The organism is Paenibacillus cellulosilyticus (assembly GCF_003182255.1).
GTDB lineage: Bacteria > Bacillota > Bacilli > Paenibacillales > Paenibacillaceae > Paenibacillus_T > Paenibacillus_T cellulosilyticus.
This window is the reverse complement of the sequence record NZ_QGTQ01000015.1, coordinates 35,225-60,543: the sequence shown is the minus strand read 5'-3', so window position 1 is coordinate 60,543 and position 25,319 is coordinate 35,225. Positions and strand designations below refer to the sequence as shown.

The 25,319-nt window shown below is 49.0% G+C and carries 22 protein-coding genes; 8 read left to right on the top strand and 14 right to left on the bottom strand.

Features of this window, described 5'->3' with window-relative positions; genetic code table 11:
- Positions 1-50: 50 nt before the first annotated feature.
- Both DFQ01_RS18250 and DFQ01_RS18245 read right to left on the bottom strand, forming a co-directional pair.
- Positions 51-1,196: a helix-turn-helix domain-containing protein gene (locus DFQ01_RS18250; protein WP_110045342.1), complete on the bottom strand. Its 1,146-nt coding sequence runs from the start codon at positions 1,194-1,196 to the stop codon at positions 51-53.
- A 52-nt stretch (positions 1,197-1,248) separates the two neighbouring features.
- Positions 1,249-1,902: a GntR family transcriptional regulator gene (locus DFQ01_RS18245; RefSeq protein ID WP_110045341.1), complete on the bottom strand. Its 654-nt coding sequence runs from the start codon at positions 1,900-1,902 to the stop codon at positions 1,249-1,251.
- Positions 1,903-2,152: 250 nt separating this feature from the next.
- Between DFQ01_RS18245 and DFQ01_RS18240 the strand changes: the two genes are divergently transcribed.
- The 5 genes from DFQ01_RS18240 (at position 2,153) to DFQ01_RS18220 (ending at position 7,105) form a co-directional block, all read left to right on the top strand.
- Positions 2,153-2,950 carry an SDR family NAD(P)-dependent oxidoreductase gene (locus DFQ01_RS18240; protein WP_110045340.1) on the top strand — a complete coding sequence of 266 codons (798 nt, stop codon included), beginning with the start codon at positions 2,153-2,155 and terminating at the stop codon, positions 2,948-2,950.
- Positions 2,947-3,690, top strand: a complete 744-nt coding sequence (locus DFQ01_RS18235) for an SDR family NAD(P)-dependent oxidoreductase (RefSeq protein WP_110045339.1) — start codon at positions 2,947-2,949, stop codon at positions 3,688-3,690. Before DFQ01_RS18240 ends, DFQ01_RS18235 begins: the two co-directional genes overlap by 4 nt.
- Before the next feature lie 50 nt (positions 3,691-3,740).
- Complete coding sequence (locus DFQ01_RS18230; RefSeq protein WP_245946779.1) at positions 3,741-5,126, top strand: mandelate racemase/muconate lactonizing enzyme family protein; 1,386 nt, start codon at positions 3,741-3,743, stop codon at positions 5,124-5,126.
- A 56-nt stretch (positions 5,127-5,182) separates the two neighbouring features.
- A complete protein-coding gene (locus DFQ01_RS18225) occupies positions 5,183-6,088 on the top strand; it encodes an RraA family protein (RefSeq protein WP_110045337.1) in 906 nt (301 codons plus the stop codon).
- 108 nt (positions 6,089-6,196) lie between these two features.
- Positions 6,197-7,105: an aldo/keto reductase gene (locus DFQ01_RS18220; RefSeq protein ID WP_110045336.1), complete on the top strand. Its 909-nt coding sequence runs from the start codon at positions 6,197-6,199 to the stop codon at positions 7,103-7,105.
- A 69-nt stretch (positions 7,106-7,174) separates the two neighbouring features.
- Here the strand turns inward: DFQ01_RS18220 and DFQ01_RS18215 are convergent, their stop codons facing one another.
- From DFQ01_RS18215 to DFQ01_RS18200, 4 genes are all read right to left on the bottom strand, one after another.
- Complete coding sequence (locus DFQ01_RS18215) at positions 7,175-7,744, bottom strand: SF0329 family protein (RefSeq protein WP_110045335.1); 570 nt, start codon at positions 7,742-7,744, stop codon at positions 7,175-7,177.
- Positions 7,745-7,912: 168 nt separating this feature from the next.
- Complete coding sequence (locus DFQ01_RS18210) at positions 7,913-8,692, bottom strand: glycosyltransferase family 2 protein (protein ID WP_110045334.1); 780 nt, start codon at positions 8,690-8,692, stop codon at positions 7,913-7,915.
- 30 nt (positions 8,693-8,722) lie between these two features.
- The gene (locus tag DFQ01_RS18205) at positions 8,723-9,373 is read right to left on the bottom strand and encodes a glycosyltransferase family 2 protein (protein WP_174812629.1); all 651 of its coding nucleotides are present in this window, start codon (positions 9,371-9,373) and stop codon (positions 8,723-8,725) included.
- Positions 9,374-9,413: 40 nt separating this feature from the next.
- Positions 9,414-10,439, bottom strand: coding sequence for a glycosyltransferase family 4 protein (locus tag DFQ01_RS18200; protein WP_110045332.1), 1,026 nt, complete (start codon positions 10,437-10,439; stop codon positions 9,414-9,416).
- A 190-nt stretch (positions 10,440-10,629) separates the two neighbouring features.
- Here DFQ01_RS18200 and DFQ01_RS18195 point away from each other — a divergent pair, with 190 nt between their 5' ends.
- Both DFQ01_RS18195 and DFQ01_RS18190 read left to right on the top strand, forming a co-directional pair.
- Positions 10,630-11,622 carry a sugar phosphate nucleotidyltransferase gene (locus tag DFQ01_RS18195; RefSeq protein WP_174812628.1) on the top strand — a complete coding sequence of 331 codons (993 nt, stop codon included), beginning with the start codon at positions 10,630-10,632 and terminating at the stop codon, positions 11,620-11,622.
- Positions 11,619-12,914 carry a UDP-glucose dehydrogenase family protein gene (locus DFQ01_RS18190; protein WP_110045330.1) on the top strand — a complete coding sequence of 432 codons (1,296 nt, stop codon included), beginning with the start codon at positions 11,619-11,621 and terminating at the stop codon, positions 12,912-12,914. The genes DFQ01_RS18195 and DFQ01_RS18190 overlap by 4 nt, the downstream gene beginning before the upstream one ends.
- Before the next feature lie 104 nt (positions 12,915-13,018).
- On the opposite strand, the gene DFQ01_RS18185 is transcribed toward DFQ01_RS18190, so the two are convergent.
- Positions 13,019-14,110 (bottom strand): glycosyltransferase family 4 protein, encoded by a 1,092-nt coding sequence (locus tag DFQ01_RS18185; RefSeq protein WP_110045329.1) that lies wholly within the window; start codon positions 14,108-14,110, stop codon positions 13,019-13,021.
- Between the two features lie 266 nt (positions 14,111-14,376).
- On the opposite strand from DFQ01_RS18185, the gene DFQ01_RS18180 reads away from it, so the two are divergent.
- Positions 14,377-15,108 carry a glycosyltransferase family 2 protein gene (locus tag DFQ01_RS18180; protein ID WP_110045328.1) on the top strand — a complete coding sequence of 244 codons (732 nt, stop codon included), beginning with the start codon at positions 14,377-14,379 and terminating at the stop codon, positions 15,106-15,108.
- Positions 15,109-15,208: 100 nt separating this feature from the next.
- On the opposite strand, the gene DFQ01_RS18175 is transcribed toward DFQ01_RS18180, so the two are convergent.
- From DFQ01_RS18175 to DFQ01_RS18145, 7 genes are all read right to left on the bottom strand, one after another.
- On the bottom strand, positions 15,209-16,498 hold the full coding sequence (locus tag DFQ01_RS18175) for an aspartate aminotransferase type Ic (protein ID WP_110045327.1): 1,290 nt from the start codon (positions 16,496-16,498) through the stop codon (positions 15,209-15,211).
- Between the two features lie 129 nt (positions 16,499-16,627).
- The gene (locus DFQ01_RS18170; protein ID WP_110045326.1) at positions 16,628-17,590 is read right to left on the bottom strand and encodes a formylglycine-generating enzyme family protein; all 963 of its coding nucleotides are present in this window, start codon (positions 17,588-17,590) and stop codon (positions 16,628-16,630) included.
- Between the two features lie 159 nt (positions 17,591-17,749).
- On the bottom strand, positions 17,750-19,147 hold the full coding sequence (locus DFQ01_RS18165; RefSeq protein WP_110045325.1) for a sulfatase family protein: 1,398 nt from the start codon (positions 19,145-19,147) through the stop codon (positions 17,750-17,752).
- 219 nt (positions 19,148-19,366) lie between these two features.
- On the bottom strand, positions 19,367-21,022 hold the full coding sequence (locus DFQ01_RS18160) for an extracellular solute-binding protein (RefSeq protein WP_110045324.1): 1,656 nt from the start codon (positions 21,020-21,022) through the stop codon (positions 19,367-19,369).
- Positions 21,023-21,045: 23 nt separating this feature from the next.
- A complete protein-coding gene (locus DFQ01_RS18155) occupies positions 21,046-21,936 on the bottom strand; it encodes a carbohydrate ABC transporter permease (protein ID WP_110045323.1) in 891 nt (296 codons plus the stop codon).
- A 10-nt stretch (positions 21,937-21,946) separates the two neighbouring features.
- Positions 21,947-22,813 carry an ABC transporter permease gene (locus DFQ01_RS18150; RefSeq protein ID WP_342770000.1) on the bottom strand — a complete coding sequence of 289 codons (867 nt, stop codon included), beginning with the start codon at positions 22,811-22,813 and terminating at the stop codon, positions 21,947-21,949.
- 181 nt (positions 22,814-22,994) lie between these two features.
- On the bottom strand, positions 22,995-25,082 hold the full coding sequence (locus DFQ01_RS18145; protein ID WP_219993705.1) for a helix-turn-helix domain-containing protein: 2,088 nt from the start codon (positions 25,080-25,082) through the stop codon (positions 22,995-22,997).
- Positions 25,083-25,319: the final 237 nt, after the last annotated feature.

The following is a 25,319-nucleotide window of genomic DNA, read 5'->3' as shown; positions in this document are numbered from 1 at the left end:
ACACTCCTCTATCGTCGTAAATAACCCCCATTGCGTATGTGTATCTCTCATTAATTCGCGTCACGGAATCCGCTTGGCGACAAGCCTACCATCTTCTTGAATATTTGACTGAAGTAACGGGAGTCGTTATAGCCGACGCGTTCGGCGACCTCATAGTTTTTCAGACGGGTTTGCTTGAGCAGCTTCTTGGCATTGGCAATGCGTATGCGAGTCAGATGCTCGATAAACGTGATGCCCATTTTGGACTTGAATAAGGAGCTTAGGTAGGCGGGTGTAATGAATACTTTATCGGCGACGTAATGGAGCGATACGCGATCATACTCTTCTTCCATTAACGTAATGGCTTTCTTAATGACGTTGTGGTCGAGGCAGTCGGAGGCGTAAGATGTCCCTCCTATCCCTTTAAGCGACTGACATACCGCATCTTTCAATTCCTCTAACGTGCGCAGGTACATGAGCGATGTAATATCAGGCGTGCTGCATAGATGAGGCTGGCCAAGTGCGGATTTGACCCGCAGCTGCAGACTGACCAGAAGCTGAAGCGTTACGTCGACGACTTTAGTGACCGGCAGCGGACCGTTCCGAGTTAATGACTCATAGAAGCGATCTACTGCTATTCGGGTTGCTGCGTATTCCGAGATCGAGTCGCTGGTTAGGAGATGCAGGAGTTCATCCTCCATAGATAAGGGATATTCGGCATCACTTGCGTAATCGATCAGGCTGCTAAAGTAAATCGGCTGTGAATGGTCAAGGTAAAATCGGTGCTTCATCGCGAGGACGGCTTGTTCATAACCCTGATGCAGATCAGATAAATGAGGATAAGGATTGCTAATGCCAAGCGAGATCATTGGAGGATTGAGGCTATGTTCTTGGCTGCAAATAGTGTTGTGCAGCGCCGTGATGGATTCACGGTCATCCCAAGAGAAGATGACGGCGACATGCCCTTTGTCATCTGGAAGAATAGCGGTGTTGCCGGGCGCATGACGCCGGATAACGGCATACAGTTCATCGATTGCATGTCTGCGGGACCATAAATCCACCTCTGCGGTACTAACGCTGAACAGAGCAAGAGCCGGGTAAACGTAATAAGCGTGAAGCCCGCTCTCTTCTAGGCTCCTCTTCATATCTCCAGCGGCAAAGCTTCTGCCGGGGAGCAGATCGTTCAGCGTTCGGGCACGAACCACCCCTTGCATCATAATCGGCACTCCTCTCTTGAGAAAGGATGAATAACGAATGACGACTCCCGTGCTATTCTCCGGTGTAATTTTTATAGAAATCCAATCCCCTTATCAGGTTCTCTTCCGTACGATCGACGTCACCTGATTTGATAAGATCCAATATTTCGGAATGGGAGTCAGGAATCGAGTAGCCTGGGTGATCTTGGTTCGTGATCGAGATAAAGCGCATAATTTTCGTTTTGATGCTGTTCCAAATGTCATATAACAGCGCGTTGCCGCTCCGCAAATAGAAGTAGCCGTGAAAGAGCATATCCAGCTCGACCAGACGATAAGGGTCCTCCTTATCGATCGCTTCCCGCATGCCGGCAATGACGCCTTCGAGGTAAGCAATATCCTTATCCTCCAGCACCTTCATCGTTGCGCGGAGCGCGCTGCCCTCGACCAGTTGCCGGAGCTCGTAAATGTCTCGTATTTCCTGGGCGGTAATCTCCGAAACGGCTGAACCTTTATTCATTTTGCCGACGATGAGACCTTCCTGCTTCAGCCTCTCCAACGCTTCTCTTACCGGCGCTTGGCTGACGCTGAATTGTTTGGTGATATCCAGAACGATCATACGGTGTCCGGGCAGCAGTTCACCCTTCATAATCTGCCTCTTTAAGGTGATATAGACATGCTCACTTAGCGAGATTGGACTTACAGCTGAACTTGCTGTTTCGATGGACACGAGCTCCCACCACCTTGTGTTTTGGAAGTTTTTGTGGATTATCGATAATCGATAATTCGATGCTAGACTCTTCGATCAGGAATGTCAAGACAAAATTTAACCGCTTACATTCAGCCTCATCAATCGCAAAAAAACAAACAAAATCATAATTTTACGGCATCGCTTTTCGCTTCAATCGCTCGGTAAGATGGTCATGTAACGAGAAACCAGGACCGTAGGAATCCATCATTCATGAGGGGGTGTACACGGTTTGCCCAGGAAAGTAGTCTTCATCGCGGATGCCGATAGCTGGTCCGGCGAGGGCCTTATCGCACGATTCGGCCAAGGTGGTTGGGATTTGATTCTGAACAGTACGCAAGACGACAACGAATGGGAAGACGTGATCCTGTTCTGCAAAGTCGCAGGCGCCAAGGTACTCATTACCCACGCCGATCTGTGCAGCAGCCGCGACTTAACGACTATGCTTGATCAGGCCGAGGAGCAGCTTGGCACGGTCGATGTTTTGATTCACAATTGCTGCCTCATAAAACCCACCGACGTAGAGCATTGCGACGAAACGGATTTTGTCGAAATCATGCAGCGAAATGCCAAGTCCGCCTTCTTCTGTACGCAGACGTTCGGCAGACGGATGGCGGCTAGAGGCAGCGGCAGCGTGATCTTCGTCAGCTCCGTTCACAACGAGAAGCCGACCGGATCGTCATTCGCATACAGCGCCTCGCAAGGCGCGGTGAAGATGCTCGCCCATGAGGCGGCATTGTTCCTCGGCAGGTCCGGCATTCGCGTTAATCTAATTGAAATGGGCCCTATCGAGGGCTCGGATGTTTCGTTTCAAAGCGATATTTCGGGACTTTATAACGATTACCGATACAAGATTCCCAGCACGAAGCTTGGAACGGCCAACGATTTGGCCAACCTTGCCTTCTTCCTTGCCGGGGAGGAGTCTGGCTATCTCAACGGATCAGACATTCGATTGGATGGCGGCTTTCTGCTGCATTATATGGATCATCGCATGAACAAACCCGCCGAGGGGGAGACGCGAACGCAATGAGCGACAGCCTGATAGGAAAATCGGCACTTGTCACCGGTGCGGGAACGGGCATCGGCAAAGGTATTGCCATCGAGCTTGCAAGTCGTGGCGTTAAGGTTGCCATTCATTACAATTCCAGCGATGCCGGGGCTCGAGACACGCAGCAGCGAATCGAGGAGCTTGGCGGCCAGTGCATGATCGTGCAAGCTGACGTTGCCGATCAGGGACAGATCATACGAATGGTAGAGACGGCCGCGGATGAGCTTGGCGGCATCGACATTTTGGTCAACAATGCGGCGCTGCAGCTAAACATCCAGTGGTTCGAATATACGGAAGAACAATACGACCGCGTCATGAACATCAATCTTAAGGGGTACTGGCAGTGCACGCAGGCGGTGATCCCTTATATGAAGCAGCGGAATTTCGGCCGTATTATTAATATTTCCTCTGTCCATGGCAAAAGACCGACCGACTTCGACGCTGTCTATTGCATGTCGAAAGGCGGCATCAAAATGCTCGGCAGAGAAAGCGCTCTTGAGCTGGCGCGATATGGCATTACGGTCAATACGATCGCGCCCGGCGCAATCGACGTCGGCAAGTTCAAGGCGTCGCACCGGGAGCCTAACCGCAAGAAATTTCCGCTTGGGCGCGTCGGACTGCCTGCAGATGTTGCAGCACTTGCCTGCTACATCGCATCAGACGAAACCTCGTTTATGACAGGCGCCACTATCCGTCTGGATGGTGCCGGCATGTTGATATAACCGCAAGCCAGAACTCATTCCATCCCATAATCCGCAAAGGAGCAATGCCCGTGACTCAAGTAGAAAACTATGAAAGCACGCTAGCCTACGTCAACACCAACTCCAAGCCTTCGGAGCTTCGCATTACCGATATTCGTTTTGCCGATATTGCAGGTGCTCCGATGCACTGCAGCTTGATCAAGGTGTTCACGAACCAAGGCATCGTTGGTTTCGGCGAAGTACGCGACGGCGCCGACAAACAGTTCGCCCTTCAGCTCAAGAGCAGGCTGCTCGGCGAGAATCCGTGCAATATCGACAAGCTGTTCCGCAGAATCAAGCAATTCGGCGGACATGCTCGGCAAGGCGGCGGCGTGAGCGGCATCGAGATCGCCCTATGGGATATTGCCGGCAAAGCCTACGGCATGCCGATCTATCAAATGCTGGGCGGCAAGTTCCGTGACCGAATCCGCATGTATTGCGACACCGACGTCGACGGTAAAGATACGGGGAAAGCAATGGGCTTAGCGCTTCAGAAAAGGATGGAAAAAGGCTTCACGTTTCTCAAGATGGATCTGGGCATCAATCAAATTATTCATGAGCCCGGAACGTTGAGTGCCCCGCTTGGTTTTCTCGATGAAATGAAAGCGTTGTCCAAAGCTTGGTATTCCCGCAAGCATTCGAACCTTACGGAGCATGAGCTGCGGGATGCGCGCAACCGCCACTACGACATTTATAACATCGCGCATCCGTTTACGGGCATTCATGTTACCGAGAAAGGCCTCGATATGCTGGAGCAATACGTCGCCGACGTTCGTTCGGTCATCGGCTATGAGGTACCTCTGGCCGTAGACCATTTTGGCCATATCGGCTTACAGGATTGCATCAAGCTGGGCCGGCGCATCGACAAATACAATCTCGCTTGGATGGAAGATATGGTTCCGTGGCAGTACACGAAGCAATATGCCCAGCTGGCAAGCAGCGTGACGACTCCGATCTGCACCGGAGAGGACATCTATCTGAAGGAGAACTTCAGGCCGCTGCTCGAATCCGGCGGCGTATCCGTCATCCATCCCGACGTGCTGACGACCGGCGGCATTCTGGAAACGAAAAAAATCGGCGACATGGCTCAGGAATACGGCGTCGCAATGGCCATCCATATGGCGGAGAGCCCGATCGCCTGTATGGCGGCCGTCCATGCCGCAGCTGCCACGGAAAACTTCTTGGCGCTCGAATACCATTCCGTCGATGTGGAATGGTGGGACGATCTGATCGTCAGCAAGCTGTCGAAGCCGCTCGTCCAGAATGGATTCATCCACGTGCCGGATGCGCCGGGCCTTGGCATCGAAGCGCTTAACGACGAGGTTATCGCCCAGCATCTGCACCCGCAAATTCCCGGCCTGTGGCTACCTACTGACGAATGGAACGACTATTACTCCAATGACCGGCTTTGGAGCTAAGCGATAAGTTAAATGGCAAGCGGGATCTACAATCATATAATGCGAGGTGTCCATATATGAAATTTAATCATGCGGAAGATACAGTCCAGCTGTCCCCGTTGTGGCAAGGCGAGCGTTTCCCGGATGGTCGTCCCAAAGTGCCGTCCAGCGTGCTCCAGCGATTAGGCAGAATTACGCTGGAGGAAGCGTGGGGACCGCTCTGGTCGAGAGGTTATCACTATCAATTCGAGGGCGATTTCAAGATCATTCATCCGAACAAAGTGATGGTTGGCCGCGCGGTTACGGCAGTTATGGTGCCTAAACGTCCGGACTTGCATGACACGCTGCTGAAATACGGTCATGAGCAAGAGGATCGTAGAGGCTTCTTCAATCAATGGGTGATCGATTCGCTGGAGGAAGAGGACGTCGTCGTCATCGATATGTTCGATAAAATCTATCAAGGCACGTACGTAGGCGGCAATCTGTCCACGGCTATTTCCACTCGAACCAAAACCGGCGGCGCCGTTATTTGGGGCGGCATTCGGGATAATCAGCAAATTGCGCAGATCGACAATATTAATGTTTACTATCGCGGCAGCGACCCTACTGCTATCGGCGATGTCACAATGGTCGGCATGAACGTTCCCGCCCGCATCGGCCGGGCCATCTGCCTCCCTGGCGATGTTGTGCTCGGCACGCCGGCAGGCGTCATCTTCATCCCCGCCCATTTGGCGGAATTGACCGCAACTCATGCGGAGAAATCGCAGGTACGCGACGTATTCGGCTTCGCCAGACTGAACAGCCAAACATACTCCACGGCGCAGATCGACGCAGCCTGGACGACGGCCATGTGGCAGGATTTCATGGAATGGTTCGATACCGACGCGGCAGCCGCGCCTTATCGGCATTTGACATGGGAGCACGAGCTCGAAGAAGCGCGCCGCAACGAAAGCAGCGGTCCTTCCAGCGATGTCCGGTTGTGAGAAAACCTCTATTGAGGCTATACAGAATCGGCGGTAACAGTTGCCAGTCTTTCATTCCAATGATATAAAAGACATGGATGCTATAAAGTGGAAAAAGGAGCTGCAACGATGGACAAAGCGACATTAGGCCGTACCGGATTGCAAGTCACCAAGCTGAGTTACGGCGCCATGGAAATTCGCGGCCCGCGCGTTTGGAGCGGTAGACCGCTCGAGGATACCGACGCGGATCGTATCTTGAATGCCGTGCTCGATTCAGGCATCAACCTGATCGACACCTCCTACGATTACGGGCGCAGCGAGGAATTGATAGGCCGCTTCATCAGCCATCGCCGGGACGAGTTCATCCTAGCGACCAAATGCGGCTGCTGCGTTACCGACCGCGGCGATCATGACGAGACGTCCCACATTTGGACACGCGATAATTTGCTTCATAATATCGATACAAGCTTGCAGCGTTTGAAAACCGACTACGTCGACGTCTGGCAGCTGCACGGACCAACACCGCAGCAAGCCGAAGAAGGCGCGCTGGTCGACGTGCTGAAGGAAATCCAAGCAACCGGCAAGGTCCGTTACATCGGCGTCTCCTCGTACCTTCCGAACCTTCCTCCGTTCGTGGACTGGGGAACGTTCGATACGTTCCAGTTGCCCTACTCCGCGCTGGAACGCGAGCACGAGGATTGGGTAACCAAGGCTGCGGCTACCGGAGCCGGCATCATCGTCCGCGGCGGCGTCGGCCAAGGCGAGCCCGGCATCGGGCGCGGCTCGGAGGATCGCTGGAACGCGTGGGAGCAAGCGAAGCTGGACGATCTTCTGGAGCATGGCGAGCAGCGAACCGGGTTCCTGCTGCGCTTCACCTTGTCCCACCCTTCCATGACGACAACGATCGTCGGCACGAAGAACCCTGTCCACTTGGCGGAAAATCTCCGCTACGCGGAGCTGGGCCCGCTTCCGAGCGATGTATACGAGGAAGCGAAGAAACGCCTGGACGCGATTGGACGGACGGCGGTTGGGATTTAATGCCTTTGAATGAACGAAACCCAGTACCTTCAAGGCACTGGGTTTCGTTTTATATACATGTATTTATGTTCATACCGTACCAAGCCGCAGCTCATAAAAATATTGAACAGCGGGATGCTTCAACTTAATCTTATCGCTCATGTTCAGAATCCGCTTCTTTCCAACCCGTCGGTCGACCAATGCAAGGATATTTAATAAAATATCATTGCTCTCTAAGCTTTCCTCGATCGAAAGGGAGAGAAACTTATTCGCTGCAACTACAAAGTTTGATTTACTTAATGCGGATTGCGCTGACATAAGTTCTTTCGCATATTCACCTATTTTTCTACCTCTTGCAATGACAACTAAACGATCCTCAGGAACTAGCCCCTTTGTATCTTTTCTGACCGCTTCAACTTCTTCATTCCGGATAGGAATTTGGATCGATGAATCATTCTTGATCTCCAGCTCCGACTCGTACCATCTGATTGACGTCGTTGCATCACTCATATTCAGTACATTTTTTTTATCCACTGCAATATAACAAAGTCCCGCTTTGTCAGGTAAATAACGGTAGCTGGTTGCACGGTATTCAAACCGCCCAACTAATGCAGGACTAAGAAAACTTTCCAGCTGCTGCTTCAATTTGCTCCAGGACAAAATGTAATCCTCCGATGTTCTATAAGATCTCCTTATTAAGGCGGTCATTCTATTATCCATCATACAATATCCAACAATAAAAAAACCAAACGGAATTTCTACCGTTTGGCTTAAGCATTACCATAAAGTTGATTTAACTCTAACCCTATCCTTAGATTAGAGTTCCCCCTACCCTTGGCTCGAATCATTCATGTCATTCGTCTTCATGCCGTCCGGTAAGGGCAGACGGTCGAGCGTCCGATCTACGTACGGCTTGAAATTTTTCGTTCGAATAATGGTGGCTCCTTTAGAAGCGAGCAACCGCCGCTCGGGTACCTGCCAAGTATGCGATCGTCGATTCGAGCGGCGATATGCGGCGAAATTATAAGATGAGGCCGTGTATACTTTGAAGCCTCGCTTCAGGCATCCTAGAACAAAACGCACATCGGACCCAGCAACCACCTTAGTCGAGAAGGCAACGCTTTTGAATACTCTCTTCCGAAACATAATGGTAGAGCCAGCAATTTTTCTGCACCGATTGTATGGCTTTACGGTTGTTTTGCGAAGCAGCAGCAAGGAACGATGAGGGAAGAAGAAATAACAGGATCTTTTGCCGACGACATCAGCTTTCTTCTTATTAAATAGGAGCATCGATTCATTCAGATATTGGGGCGAATAGTAGTCATCGTCATCGAATTTGGCAATATAGTCGTAACGGGCGCGGGCAACCGCGTAATTCAGACATGCGCCAAGATTGTTACGCCCATTCACGCGAAAGACACGCACGTTGTCATATTGCCGTGCAAGCTCCTTATACGGACGCATGGCAATGCCGTTGTTATTGATGATCACAATAAGCTCTTTGACGGGCCATTCCTGACGGTCGTAATTGTCGAACAAATTGCGCATAAGATTTTTTCGAATCGTCGAGGTAATAATCGTTACGCCTGCATCCGTATTCGCAGACATTATTTGTGCCTCCTAGATCAAAGGTCACGACTAGTTTACATAACGGCTGAAATACTTCGTTCTGCGAACAAGCCTGCATTGCGACATGTAGCGGCGCGTCGATTTCTTCTGTGTATGACTGTTGTTGTTTGCTCGTCGAATGCAGACATAGTGCCGCTTGGACAAGGAATAGATGCGGATACCTCTGCGGAAGCAGCGCCCTAGCCAGCCGGAATCGGTACCAACCTTTTTGAACTCGGGAAAAGGGACACGTTTCCAGACCGATTTCCGGAATACCAGCGTGCCTCCTTTGATGCTGCGCGTGTATTTCCATTCGCCACCGCGGCGGAACACCATCAGCGCATGCTTCCCTTTGAAGTAAAGGAAAGCGGCATTTTTACCGACGATGGGCGCTTTGCCTCTTTTGATTGCGCGGGCGGCTTCCCTCAGAAACTTAGGGCCGTAATAATCGTCATCGTCAAACTTGGCGATAAGGCCGTCCTCTGCTGCTTGGATGGCGTAGTTCAGACATTTACCGAGTTTGTATTTCTGAGGAAGCTGGAATACACGGACTTCGTTCTCAGGATATTGACTTGCCCGCTCTTGATAAGCCTCGATGTCCATTTTGTCGTTGTTCAGGACGATGATCATTTGTTTATTCTTCCAGAGCTGCCTGTCGTAATTCTCGAATATGTTATCCATGCAGGAGGATCTCATCGTACAAGCGATCACGGTGATCATCTTAGTTGTCCTCTCCATTTGGCTTAGGTTGAAGCTTGGCTTTGCGTCGGTTCCATAGTGTATTTTTTTTGATTTTGTACAGGTTGTTGTCGAGTACCTTTCGATACAGCTTCAGAAAAGAGTCCGTCATGATGATGTCGGAATAACGGGTTCTGGCATAACGCCGGAGCTTTCGCGCTGTAGGCAGCCGCTTGCGGTTCTTGACCTTCGCCGCCATGCCGGAGGTCGTACGGCACAGCAGCTGCGGCATGCCCCGAAGCACTTCGGCGACACCGCCTTTCCGGAAGCCGAGCACGGGCGTGCCGCTTGCCATCGATTCGACGAGGACAAGACCAAAAGGTTCATTCCAAGTCGAGGTGAACAGAACGCAGCTTGCGTTAGCGAGCAGTTCGCGTTTACGTTCACCGCCGACAGTGCCGACATAGCGGATTTTTTTGCCCAGATGCGGTTTGATTTTGGCGTTGTAATACTTCTTGTCGTTCAGTGTCCCCGCAATAATGAGCCGCTTGCCCGTTTTCTTAGCAACCTTGATGGCTAGGTGAACACCCTTCTCCTTGATCAATCTTCCCAGGAAGAGCATGTAGTTCTGCTTGTCGGTCCTGAACGTGTAATCATCCATACGGATCCCGTTGTATACGGCGTAGCCTCTGCTCTTCCCGTATTTGCGCAGGATGAATTTGCTGACATATACCGGAATCTGAACGCGGCTCTTAATCCCTTTGGAATGGGATTGGCAAATGGTCGGAATCGGCGGATTCGCCTTCGCGACGATACCGTAGTGATCATGAATAATATCAATATCCGGCGGGAGGTTTTTAATAATGAAATCAAGCTGTTCTTTCGGATCGTTGGATTCATATTCAAACGTTTGGGTCGCTTTCGAGGTCGAGCCCTTCTTGGCGAATAGAAATACCTCATGTCCCCGTTTGACCAGTTCTTCTGTCAAGTAATGAACGTCTCGCTGCGTGCCCCCGTAATCCTTCGGCGGGACAGGAATCGTATTCGTCGAAATTTGAGCAATTCTCAAATGTCCCTCAGCTCCTTAGGCCCTTATCCTTCATAGGCATTCTTTGTAGGATATGAGCGGACATCTATGCAGGTCACGGCACATTTATCTATATTCGACGGTATTATTGACACGCTTAGCTTAAGGCCTATACCAAGTGAAAGCTATCTTCATAGAATACTAGTAGTAGATGAAGAGGGGAGAGAGGCTGTTGAAAGGATTGATTCTCTGTGCGGGGAAAGGTAGCCGGTTATATCCGTTTACCTACAATCGGCCGAAAACACTCGTACCTGTTGCAAATACGCCCCTGCTGCAGTTATCGATCGTGAAATTAATGGAGCTTGGCATAGATGAAGTCGGCATTGTCATTCATCCATCCCAAGAAACGAGTATCCGCGAGAAATTTGGTGAAGGACAAGCACTGGGCATATCGATCTCGTACATCTATCAACATGAGTCGAAAGGAATTGCGCACGCGGTCAAGCAAGCGCAGGCCTACATTTCGGACGAACCGTTTCTGCTCCTTCTAGGCGATAATTTGATTTCCGCCTCGTTATCCAGATTGAAAAATGATGTCGAGCTTAACGAGGCACAAGCATCCCTGTTACTTGCCGAAGTCGAGGTTGCGCAGGATTACGGCATCGCGGAAATTCAGGACGAGCGCATCGTCGGCATCGAAGAGAAACCCGTGAATCCCAAGTCCCAATTGGCGGTACTTGGCGCTTACGCGTTCACAAAGGACATATTCAACGCGATTGACGAAATCCGGCCTTCCAAACGGGGAGAATATGAAATCACGGATGCGATTCAACGGTTGATCGATCAACAGAAAATCGTATCGTATCACGTTACCGATCAGTTGAACATTGACGTCGGTACAATGGACAGGTGGCTGAAGGCTAATCAAAAATTGCTCAGCTCGGACGTGTCCATGAATCGGATGCATAGCTCCGTCAGGCTGGAGAACTGTACGATCGTGGAGCCGGTATCGATCGATAAGGACTGCGTATTGAAGGATTGCCAGATCGGCCCTTATGTGTCGATTGGCGAAGGCTCCAAACTGGAAAATTGCCAGATTGAGAACAGCATTATATTAAACGGAGTATATTCCAAAGACTTGCCCTTCCTATTGAAAAATGTCATTATCGGCGATCATTCGATTATCACCAGTGTACAAACCGACGAAGGAGTAAATGAACCTTGAACATTTTAATCATTGGTACGGGTTACGTTGGGGCCACGACCGCTATGGTATTCGCCGAATCTGGCTGGCAAGTCACCGGACTAGATGTTGACGCGGATAAAATCGAGCGGCTGAGGCAGGGACGCCTCCATTTTCACGAGCCCGGCCTCGAAGACTTGATAGCCAAACATGTTCACAGCGGGCGTTTGCTCTTTACAACGGATAAAGAAACTGCCATCGCAGGGCACGATGTCATTTTTATTTGCGTTGGAACGCCTTCGCGCCCGGACGGAAGCGCGGATCTTCGCTATATTCAACAAGTGGCCGAGGACATTGGCTACTTGATGAACGGCTATAAGCTCGTCGTCACCAAAAGCACCGTCCCCGTCGGCACGCAAGAGCAGGTCAAAGCATGGATTGAAGCAGCGCAGCGGCAGCCTCATCCATTCGATGTGGCTTCGAATCCTGAATTTCTCCGGGAAGGCAAGGCTGTGGAGGACGCCTTACAGCCGGACCGTATCGTAATCGGCACCGATAGCGCTAAGGCATCGGAGCAGCTGCTGACGCTTTACCAGTCGTTTCAGTGCCCTAGAATTATAACGACCCCAAGAACTGCGGAGTTAATCAAGTACGCGTCCAACGCCTTTCTCGCCACGAAAATATCGTATATGAATGAGCTTGCAAAACTGTGCGACGAATTCAAAGTGAACGTCAATGAGGTGGCCGATGGAATGGGACTCGATCCTCGGATCGGGCCAAGCTTCCTTCAAGCCGGTCTTGGGTACGGAGGCTCCTGTTTTCCGAAAGACGTCTCGGAGCTGGTCATGACCGCAAGAGCACAAGCAGTGCAGCTTCATATCTTGGAACAGGTCATGGAAGTGAACCGCATTCAGCCTACTTACTTGCTCGACAAGGCCCGGTCGCGCTTGGGAGACTTTGCGAATAAGAACATTGCGATGCTTGGACTTGCGTTCAAGCCGAATACGGACGATATTCGGGAAGCGCCGGCTCTTCGGATGATCCATCAGCTGCTGCTCGAACAGGCCAACGTAAGGTTGTTTGATCCTGTCGCGACATTGCCGGCACACTCTTCTTCCTATGAGGCGGTGACGGTTTGTGCCTCGGTAGAAGAAGCAATACAGAACGCGGATGCGGTCATCCTGTGCACGGAATGGGCAGCGTTTGGACAACTGGATTGGGAAAACCTGAAGGGGCTTCTCAACCAGCTTAATTTCTTTGATGGGCGCAATATGATGGATGCTCGGTGGATGCGCGGAATCGGATTTTATTATCAAGGCATCGGCAATGATTAATAACCATTTATAAGGTGTACAACAAAAGAACTTTATTTTCCCTCGGTCTTCTTGGAGGAGAAATAAAGTTCTTTGACGTGCATGCTTGCTTGCATCATGCTCTGCTAGGCTCTAGCAGCCTTATAGATTCCCATTAATTTCGTTGCAGTTATACTCCAACTGAATCGATGCAAGACGTCTTCTCTGGCACGCTTGGATAAGAGGGCTTTCAGCTCCGAATCCTTCGCGAGCTTGGCAATGTTGTAGGCAAAAGCAGAAGGCTCGCGGAATTCCTCAACGAGTAGGCCATTTCTTCCATGTTGGACGATTTCAGGGATGCCGCCGATCCTTGAAGCAATAACGGGCAGTCCGCTAGCCATCGCTTCTACGTTTACCAAGCCGAATGCTTCATGCTTTTGTGAAGGACATACGAAACAATCACCTGTTCGATAGAACGCCGGCATTCGCTTGCGAGATAAATTTCCCTTGAACTGTACGGGCACACCCAGATTCCGTGCCATCCGTTTCAAATAAGCTTTATAAGCTGGGCTCCTTGTTCCACCCGCTACCGACAACCGAATGGACGGAACGGATTTACGAGCTATTCGAACAGCTTGTAGCAGTGTAGGCACTCCTTTTCTTGGTATAAGCCGGCCTGCAAAAAGAACGTGGAACGATTTTGAAGCCGAATTCATTCTGGGCCGAAAACTGTCCGTATCCACGCCAAGATGGACGAACTTTATTTTTTCTTTGTGAGCAGGAAACCGATTTTTCAAGGACAATTGAAGCGACTTGCTGTTACCGATTATTAAATCGACATTCCTCAAGTCCTCGTTCGCTAGCTTCCTTGTCGTCATCGGGCTGGATACGAAGGTCATCGAATGCATGAAGATGGAGATCGGCGTATTCGGAAATGCTTTTCGAACGGCTGCGGCAAATCGGGGGCGGTTATCAATTTGGATCATATCGAACGACTTCCCCTTTACCAAACGCAGCACATTTTTCAAATAAACCTGCTTCGAGCCTCCGGAAACGCGGAGAATGGTCGTATTGTTCATGACCGATTTGCGAGGCATCTTATTGCGTAACAGACTGACGATCGTAATCTGATGCTCGTTCGACACTTGCCTGGCAATTTGATAGATGCAATTCTCAACGGATCCACCAAATGGAGGCGGTACAGGAATTTGCTCCGGGGCAATGATAAGCAGCTTCATTCCATGCTCCCTTTCGAAAAGTATAAGTTGTACTTCAAACTATTCAACGAACCCCTATTGTTGCTAGGCAGCTATCGATAGGAAGTGCGTATCCATTCCGAGGTTATGCCGCTAAAGTTGATAAATGCGCCGTGCCCTGTACAGGAGTCCATTCATATTCTACAAAAAATACCTAAGTAAGATACTGACCTTAGGATCTGCGGGATGCTTGAGAATTGTCTCCACGACGTTCGAGTTCCACTCGGGCGATTAGATAGACCGATGCTATGCTAAGCTTCAACCTAAGCCAAATGGAGATGACAACTAAGATGATCACCGTGATCGCTTGCACGATGAGATCCTCCTGTATGGATAACGTCTTCGAGAATTATGACCGGCAGCTCTGGAAGAATAAACAAATGATCATCGTTCTGAACAGCGACGAAATGGACATCGAGGCCTACCAGCAGCGGGCAAATCAATATCCGGAGAACGAAGTCCGCGTAATCCAGCTCCCCCAAAAATTTAAACTCGGTAAATGTCTAAACTACGCTATCAAATTAGCAAGGAACGGCCTCATCGCTAAGTTTGACGACGATGATTATTACGGCCCTAAGTTTCTGAGGGAAGCCGCTCGTGCGATCAAAAGAGGCAAAGCGCCCATCGTTGGCAAAAACACTGCTTACCTCTACTTCAAAGCGAAGCAGGCGCTGATGGTGTTCCGCCGCGGCGGCGAATGGAAATACAAGCGCAACGTTAAAGGCGGTACGCTTGTATTCCGCAAATCGGTATGGCGTCGGGTCAAATTTCCGACGAATCGGAAGGCAGGCTCAGATGCTAGATGGCTCTCGAAATGTATTCGCCGAGGCATCCGCGTCTATTCCGTCTCCAAACGGCACTATGTCTGCGTCCGCAGCAAAGACTGGAGCGGTCATACACAGAAAAAAAGCACGCGTCGTTATATGAGGCACTGCAAGCTTGTACGCCGGACGAAGGATTTCACCCGCTACGTTAAATAGTTTTCGATGCGATGTGCTTACAACATGCGGTCAGGGAGAACACTAAAAAGTCGTTGTTTGTTGCCTCAAGCAACAAAACAACGACTTTTTTGTCATTCCGTCATAAACCAATTTTCTCGATGCTTGCCAGTTGGATACAAATGCATAATACATCAATTGATTGCTCTAGTTCTTTCAGAGATGGGAATGTAGGGGCTATGCGTATATTACGGTCGCGCGGGTCTATGCCATAAGGGTAAGTCGCTCCTGCCGCAGTCAATGTAACACCGGCGTCGGTTGCCATTGTAACAACACTCGCGGCACAGCCGTCCAATGTATTCAAACTAATGAAATATCCTCCGTTTGGTTTGTTCCAGGTTGCGACATTCATTCCGCCTAGTTCTGATTCTAGTTTATTCAGGACCAACTCGAATTTGGGTTTAATAATAGCAGCATGTTTAGTCATATGACTTCTTACATGATCCATATCCTTCAAAAATCGGACATGCCTTAACTGGTTGATCTTATCGGGACCAATGGTCTGGACAGCAATCTGTTTCCTCATATATTGGATGTTCTCAACGCTTGCTGCCATTGCAGCAATGCCAGCCCCAGGGAAAGTAATCTTGGACGTAGAACAAAAGATAAACACACGGTCAGGATTTCCCGCTTCTTCGCACGCACTTCGTACATTTTTCAATCGATCAGGTTCTTCAGACAAATGATGTACCGTATAAGCATCATCCCAGATGATTCTAAAATCTCCGGCCTTCGTTGTCATATTGGCAAGTCGGTCAACAACCTCATCTGAATAAGTGATCCCATCCGGATTACTATACTTTGGAACACACCATATCCCTTTAATCGTATCATCCTGACTGACAAGTGCTTCAACCGCATCCATATCCGGGCCATCATGAAGCATATCTACTACGATCATTTCAATATTTAACAGTTCACATATCGCAAAATGTCTGTCGTAGCCTGGGCTAGGGCATATGAATTTAACCGTTGAATGTTTGCCCCAAGGCTGTTCGCTGCCGTAAACACCGTGAAGCATCGCTCGGCTTAGCGTATCGTGCATCATCGTAAGACTTGAGCTGCCACCGATAATAACCTCATTTGAACTTACCCCAAGTATTTGCGCAAAAAGCGCTTTCGCTTCGGGAATCCCATCAACACCGCCATAATTCAGACAATCCGATCCGTCCGACGCTTTGAAACTGTCACTGGATGTGACGATATCAAGCATGCTTGTAGATAATGCAAGCTGCTCAGAACACGGTTTTCCTCTGGACATATCCAATTTCATATTCTGCTTCTTATAGTCTTCATACCTATCTTTAAGTGAGACGTAATGATTGTTTAACTCGGTTATATTCATGTTCACAAGATCAGTTCGATTCCCCATGGACCAACTCTCCCGTCAGTGAAAATATGATAGACATCGAAGGCGATAGTCTGCTCGTTAGCGCTTAACTTAAGCTAATTATATCCAAGGAGATCATATAGATAAAATTAATATTTGTGATGTCAGATATTAATTGAAGTTATGGATGGATGTCACGCACCGGAAGCCCATATTGCCAGTCGAACTGTCCGGTGTATTGGAGCTTCGCGCTGCTACCCGATATCGGTTGCAATACGATTTATGGCATAAATAGGAGCCTCCGCGCATGACCCTGCTCGTTCCCGTTGCAGGTCCTTTTGGGTTACGGAACTCCGAATGTTTGGCAGCAGAAGGGGAGAACCAATCGGAGCACCATTCCCACACGTTGCCGACCATATTGTATAAGCCATAATCGTTTGGGAGATATGATCTTGCCGGTGCTGTGCCAACGTAACCATCAGCAGCAGTATTTTTATACGGGAACTCTCCCTGCCAAATGTTGCATCTATGCTGTCCGTCCGGTTTCAACCGATCTCCCCAAGGATATCTTTTTTGAACCAGGCCGCCACGCGCAGCATATTCCCATTCCGCTTCGGTCGGCAGCCGTTTACCGGCCCATCGACAATAAGCAACAGCATCGTTCCAGGAGATATGAATGACGGGGTGATCCATTCGGTCCTCGACGGTGGACTTTCCACCTTCCGGCCTTCGCCAATCCGCGCCGTTGACGGCCAACCACCACGGGGTTCCAGGAACATTACGGCTATTGTTTTTCTTCACCTCGTCTGTTGCGAGCAAGTGGAACACAAAAGACCAGCCAAATCGCTCTGCTTCCGTCACATAGCCAGTATCCTCGACAAATTCAGCAAACTTTTTGTTTGTGACCGTTTCAATGTCGATGTAGAAAGGCGCGAGCTCAACCTCCCTTACGGTTCCTTCCCCATCTGCTGGGAACCCTTCTTTATCATCGGTCCCCATTAAGAAGACGCCGCCTTCCAAATACACCATGCCATCCTTGCTCTTCAAACCAACTCGAAGCGGCTCGGCACCAAACGTCGTTAGCAGCCTCTGTTCCCTTCCGATACTGCAGCACGAAAGCTTTTGCTCTTGCATCGTTGTCCCTCTCTTTTTATTCAATATTTAAAATAAATTGCACAGACCTATTCAAAAAAATAGACGCAGCTTTCTCATGTAAGAAAGTGCGTCTAAGAGAGCTTTCACTTCGCGTTCCATAATAAGCTGCCATTTAAAACAATAGCTTACTCAAGGAGGTTATTCCGACATAACAGCTTCCGCGAATGAATCTCCAATCTGATTCAACCAACTTCTTAACTCTCTCTCCAGCCCTTCCTGAATCGAATCGTTTCGTGGACTTACGATAATTGTAGGATGAAGCTGATAAGGATCGGCGACGTTATCGTACAGTAAACGGGTAACGGAAGCATTCGTTACAGCGAACTCTCTTATGACAACATAGGTATATCTTATTGTACGAATCCCTCGCCAACCGAAAGCGTTCACGTCCAACCCATATCGGCGGGCCTCCTCATGCTCTCGCAGGCCACCGGGATAGTGACAGATGAAAGCCGATGCCGGCTTCTCTATTCGTTCGTCTTTGAACTCGGTCTTTAGATGATCGGATAGATCTTTCCCTTCCATACACGCCGGTTTGGGAATACCCATTAACCCAAGTAAAGTTGGCGCTTGGTCCACGCTGTTCAAGAGCACATCCTCTCGGCCAATCTTGACTTGACCGGGCCAGCGGATCAGGAAAGGCACACCGATCGCTTCCTCGTACCATATGTTTTTGTGCTCCAACCAACCGTGCGCCCCCATCGTCTCTCCATGATCGGACGTCAGCACGACGATCGTATTCTCTACGATGCCTTCTTCTTCAAGAACGGTGAGAAGACGGCCGAATTGCTCGCTCATTCCCGTCACAGCCGCGTAATAATCGTGAAGATACCGCTTCGCCTGCACCTCCCCTTCTCCGACGACATTCGGGTTCAGTTCGAGCTCAAGGTCCGTGTACAGGGTACGGTAGCGCTCGGGCACCTGCTCGAACGGCTGGTGAGGCGGGTTCCAGGAGACGTACAGGGCGAACGGGCTGCTTTTGTCACGCTCCCGAATAAAGCGGGTCGCCATGTCCGTCTCGTGCTTCAGCGACCATTCGTTCACCTGAATCATATTCGGTGAATCGCTCCAATAATGAGGAGCGTGATGAACGTCGTAAGCACCGTAGGAGTACCAGAAGTCGAAGCCAAGCCTCTGGAGACCTGGAGGCGTATAGGCATCCCAATGCCTAGCGCCAGACTCTGGCTCCGGAACTTTGTTCTGCTCCGGTAGATCGAGGTGCCACTTGCCGATATAACCGGTGGCATATCCCGCTTCCTTCAGCGTGTTACCAATGCTGGTCTCACCTGGCTTAATCGCAACCGGCAATCCCAGTTTGCAATTCGTTGTAACGCCAGTCGTAAGCGGATAGCGTCCAGTCAGCATAGAGGAACGATTCGGCGAGCATAGCGGAAAGCAGCTGAGCGCATTATCGAGCGTCAGGCTTGACTCCGCGAACAAGTCGATTTCTGGCGTCAGCACCGGGTCCTCATTCCGATATCCCGCTGCCTGCCGTCGCCACTGATCGGCGAATACAAACAACAAGTTAGGCTTCATGTTCTCTCTCCTAATATCATTCTTCGCTTACAAGCTTAAACTTCGCATGATAGCTCCGGCCCATGGAGCCATTCACATGAATGATCAACTTCATGCTCGCTGCCAACTGCACGACTTCGATCTGCGGACAATTGCATGTCGCATCCTATCACTCAACCCCTTGTGGATAAAAAATACAACAAACCGTATCAAGCACTCGCCAAGCTGCATGACCCATCGCTACCGCTTGCTTTTGTCATAATAGCGAGAATAGATGTCCAGCAATTCATTGAGGTTCATTTTCTCTAATTCCTTGACATAGCTGTCCCAATCCTCCTGCGTAAAGCCCTTGACGATAAACTGAGCCTGCTTCTTGTCGATGTAGCTGTACAAATCCGTCTTTAAAATATTCAGACGTTCTAAATCTGCCGCGTCAAACACCACTAACGGATAAATCTCTTTCGGCTGATACGGTTTGTAGAAATTCCACAATGCGATTTTGGCTAAGTTTGTTTCGCTTTCATTGATTTTTGCAAACGTCTCTCGCAGAATTGCCCGCGCGGATTGATTGCCCGGGGCCTCAGTATGACGGAATTCCCCATACGATTTCCCTTCAGGAATCGGCGCGTAATCATATCTATCGCCGTTCTTAATCAGATTCACCCCGATAGGTCCCGAGCTCCACTGCAGACTCTCTTCTTCTTCATATTGCGCATCGATCCAGCGAATGGCGACTTCCGGATACTTGCTGGCCGACGTGATGGAGAAACCCGACCTTGTAAAGCTGGAACCATGATACTTATTCCAAAGCTGATTACCGTTCGAATCCTTCAGCGGTGCGAGCGCCACGTAATCAGCGGCTCTCTCGGGTCCCAGTACATTGGCTGCATTCCAGCCAACAAATGCTCCGAGAATAGGGACACCTTCGTTTTTGCCTTTGGCGGTTATAACCTGCGTATCCTGCGTGAAGCTCTCTGGATCGATCAGCCCCTCCTGGTACAGACGGTTGAAATATTCCACTGCTTCCCGATACGCCGGCTTATCGGCAGTAAATACCAATTGGCCGTTCTCGATAACCAGGTGATCAGGGTTGTCCAATCTACCGAAGGAGCCGAACATAGAGTAGATACCGTCCTGACGCGCCCCGCCATAAATAAAGCTGAACGGAATTTCATCAGCGATGTTGTTTCCATTGGGATCCTTCTGCTTAAACGCTTGCAGCACCTGTTCGAATTGTTCCACCGTAGCAGGCAGAGGCAGACCAAGTGTGTCTAACCATTTTTTATTAATAAACAGCGCATCCTCCTGCGTTAGCTGATCCTGCTCATGGATGGTAGGAATCGAATAAATATGGCCGTCCGAAGAAGTCACCCCTTCTTTGTATTCCGGACGCAGCTCAAACAGTCGCTTAATATTCGGGGCGTACGCTTCGATCAGATCCTCAAGCGGAATCAGATACCCTTGATCGCCATACAACGTCACATCGGCATCGTCCAGCGCATTAATTCCATAAAAAGCATCGGGCAAAGATCCGCCGGCAAAAATCAGGTTTTTCTTTTCCTTATAGGATTCGGATGGTACCGCGTCCCAATCGATATGTACGTTTGTTTTCGCCTCAAAATCCTTCACCACCTGAAGATCGGCATATGGCTTTTTCTGCAAAGGAGACATTGTGGTAACGAATTGCAACGAAACCTTCTCCTTCACGATAGGCAGCCCTTCTTTATTGATATTACTGTCTCTCTCCTCCTGCACTGCCGAACTCCCGACTGAATTCGCATTAGCATGACCGGATCCTTCTTCGTTTCCAGCGTTATTCGCATTGCTGCAAGCCGACAATAGTAAGCTTATCGCCATTAATATCGTGATTTTGCCTTTATAGCTTCTCTTATTCATGCTTTAACAACCTTTCTTCCTCATCAATTTTTAATCGAACCGATCATCATACCTTTAACAAAATGCTTCTGAACAAAGGGGTAGATCATCAGCATCGGCAAGCTAGAAACGATAATGACCGCGTTCTTCATTAAACCCGCCAGACGTTGCATATCCGCCAGATCGTCAGCGTCTATAGCTGCCCCTTGCTGCACTTCGTTCATAATCAACATTTCCCGCAAGATTAGCTGCAACGGATATAGAGATCGATCGCGCAGATAGATTAGAGCAGGGAAATAGGAGTTCCATAGCGAGGCGATGCTGAACAAAGCCAATACCGCAATAATTGGTCGCGAAAGCGGCAGGACGATACGTGTAAAAAAACGAAAATCAGAACTCCCCTCTACCTGGGACGCTTCCAATAATTCCTTGGGAATATTGGTCTCAAAGAAAGTCCGTGCAATGATGAGATGGAAGGCCGACACTGCATTGGGAATGATAAGCGCCCACATCGTATTGGTCATTCCCAAATCCTTGACAACGAGATAGGTCGGAATAATGCCTCCGCTGAAAAACATCGTCAATACCACAAACAAACTCAGAATGCTCCTGCCATCCAGGTCATGCCGCGATAATACATAACCTCCGCAAAGCGTTAACGAAGTGCTAAGCAGTGTGCCGATTACCGCATATTGGATCGAATTCAGATATCCAAGCCATAATCCCGCATCCGCGAATAGTCGGATGTATCCCTCAAACGTCACATGGCGTGGTAACAGCAAGACGTTGCCGCTCGAGACCTGATCTGGATTACTGACAGAGGCGATGACAATAAAGTAAAGCGGATAGGCAACACTCAGTAAAATAAGCAGCATAATAAATAGATTGAGAACGTCGAAAATCTTATCCGAACCGACCCGTTGCTTGGCGTTCATAAGTTCACCTTTACCATAAACTTGTTTGTTTGTACTTTTTGGCTACCTGATTGACTGCGGCTAGCAGCATAAAGTTAATGACCGCATTGACCAGTCCGATTGCCGTCGAGTAACTAAACTGCGCGCCAAGCAAGCCCGTCTTGTAGACATAGGTTTGTATCACCTCAGAGGCGTCAAGATTGAGCGCATTTTGCATCAAGTAAATTTTCTCGAAACCGACCGACATGAAGCTGCCGATATTCATAATGAGCAAGATAACAATGATCGGCTGAATGGACGGTAGATCAATTCGCATAATCCGTTGCAGCTTGCTTGCCCCATCCATGACAGCCGCCTCGTGCATGTCAGGATTTACGCCGGACAATGCCGCCACATAAACAATCGAAGACCAACCCATATTTTGCCAAACACCTGAGAATACAAAAATGGATTTAAACCAGCCCTCACTTCCCATAAAAAACACAGGCTCAGCCCCAAACAAGACAAGCAGATGATTGAGCATCCCGGTGCGAGGCGACAGGAAAATATGCAGCATACCTACTACGACTACGATGGAAATAAAATGTGGCGCATACGTGATCGTCTGCACGGTTTTCTTAAATCTTTCATTGCCGATCTGATTCAGCAGCAACGCGAACAGAATCGGAATCGGGAAGGCGACCAGCAGCTCATACACATTGATAAGCACAGTGTTCTTAATAATGATCCAGAACTGTGAAGACTGGTAAAACCGTTCAAAATGCGTCCAGCCTGTCCATGGACTGCCCCCAATGCCACGTATAGCGCTGTACTCTTTGAAAGCTATTTGCAATCCATACATAGGCCAGTAATGAAAGATAACAAAATAAATAAGTACTGGCAGAAAAAGCAGATACAACTGATAGTTCCTTCGCAACCTGTGCAATAATTCGTTCATTCTTGTCGCGGATATTCGTCCATCATCCTTCCACCCCTCTCGTTCGAATTACCACTAAATCTATAGGGATTGTTTGATCAGGACAATGGGCGAAATCTGCTTCGATATGCGAATTAATTGCCGAACACCATCCGCATTGCAGTCACTCCCGACCGGCATGATGTTTGCGATATTCTCCCGGTGTCAAAAAGGTACTTTGCTTGAACTTGCGTATGAAGCTGGAAACGTCATAATAACCGACTTCGCATACGATATCTTTAATTGGCATATCGCTCTCTACCAACAGTTTCTTGGCCTGTTGTATGCGAACCTCATTCAGCTGCTCCGTAATGGTGCATCCGGTGCGTTCCTTGAATATACGCTGTATGTGTGATACAGAGAGTTCGAAATGTGCTGCCATAGAGGGAACAGAAAATTCTGCACTTTGAAAATGTGTCTGAATATATGCCATCCAGCTTGTCACCTGTTGATCGGCTTTTTGCTCGCTATCATCCGCTTGGCGCGCAGCATAACTGCAAAGCTCTTCCATTAATTGAGCAAACTCCTGCATCGTTTCAAATTTGGTCAGTTGCAGCACATCAGGACTGTCCGGCACAATGAGTCTGCCATCCTTTAGAAACAGCGCCTTGATCACGGTATTAATCATGTCGTAGCAAATACATCTGGCGATATAGAGATTCACATGCTGCTCGTTCATTTGATTCAGCACATCGGTTACAATTCGCTTGATGCCTGTCAAATCGCCGCGAAGCACATATGCTTCCAGCTGCTCGATCGCATACTTGGGGTACCAATGCGCCCCTGATTGCTCCAGTCCTAACGCATGAAATGGGATCAATTGATTAAGGCCTTTGATCAAACGGTAGTTGATCGCAGTTGTCGCCTCGATATAAGATTTGCCGATATCGTTCATATCCTCGTACAAATTGCCCATCGCAAGAGCAACTTCGCCATCCGCTACCTTCGCAATCGGTGCAATCAATTGCATGAGGCGATCCTCGATTTCAGCACGAGAGCTGTCTGTCACGCCGATATAGACGAACCCGTCCTTGTCGCTTAAGTCCGCCTTATATGCGGTCAAGAACGCATTCATGATTTGCTCTATCGATTCCACTGCAGCTTGTCTCTTGGCGATAGGCATGTTATTCAACCGATGCACATGGATTAGCATCACATAATAAACAGGGCCTTCCAGCATCAGGCCAACCTCTCGCCCCTGCTCGATAAGGCTCTCCGATGTTCCTCCTCGGCCTTGCAGCAGACTCAAAAGCAAATGCTGTTGAATGGCTGTCCGGCTGCTCTCCAGTTTCTGGCTAAGCTTTTCCCGATCCTCCGATATAACCTCGATGCCATCCGTAATCTGCTGTATCGATGTGAGCACCGTTCCTAATCGGCCGCGTGCAAAAGCAAACAGTTTTACAATTGGCGCGTAGTTGTATCGCATGGAGATATAGATAATGAACAACCCCAGCACCAATACAAGACTTATAACGATCAACGATTGTTTTTGAGCTTGTATTGCCTTGCTCATTACGGCCATATAAGGAGTTGTTGTTACGTATTCCCAGCCAGTCTGCCCGGATTGTACAGTAGCAACCACATAACGTTGTCCATTAATTCGCATAATGGAGCTGCCTGCAGAATCTCCGTTCCTCTGCAGAGCCTGGAACGCCTGGACTGCCCACTCCTCGTTAGCGTTATAGGCCGTAAGCAGTTGCCGCTCCGAATTGACTAGCATGACGGATCCCTCTGAATCCTGTACAGCACCATGCAACAATTGTTGTATCGTGGCATCCTTAATTAAAAACAACACAACGCCGTAAGGCTTTGGACTATTGACCGGGATGGGGATCATATAAGTCAGGATTCGCTCTCCATGAAGCGAAGCATGTGATGAGGATGTATTCTTAATTTTCTCCGCTGGCCTAATGGCCGGCATGCGCAACTGCTCCAGATTGCTTACGAAATTTTCCAGCGTCCAATTTTCATACGGTACGATCTGATTGATGAACATTTTCTTACTATACGTGCTGGTAGACGAATATAAGTAGGAGCTGCCCTTAATATAGAGCAGCACATCCTCCAAAAAACCATTGGTAAGTGTATAATTCAGCTCCTCTTTGGCCGTCATCGCGTCATACATGTCCGATGTTATCCGATGTGGCAGCAGATTTGGATTACTGGATATTTCGACTGCAATACCGTTCATTTCACGTAGTTTGTCATCCAACGTCTGTTGAACGCTTTGCAGAGAATGTTCATTGTTTTGTACAGCTACCTCCTGCAGGATCTGGATAAAATACTGATTAAGAAACAAGGCGATCAACAATAACGGAATAATCAGTACAAACAAATAGGAAAGTAAGTACTTATAAAAAATAGGATTTCGCCAAAAAACTGCTTTTGAATTCACTCCATCACCTTCCATCAACATCTCTGCTCATATCCGATTATTAACATCTGTTTT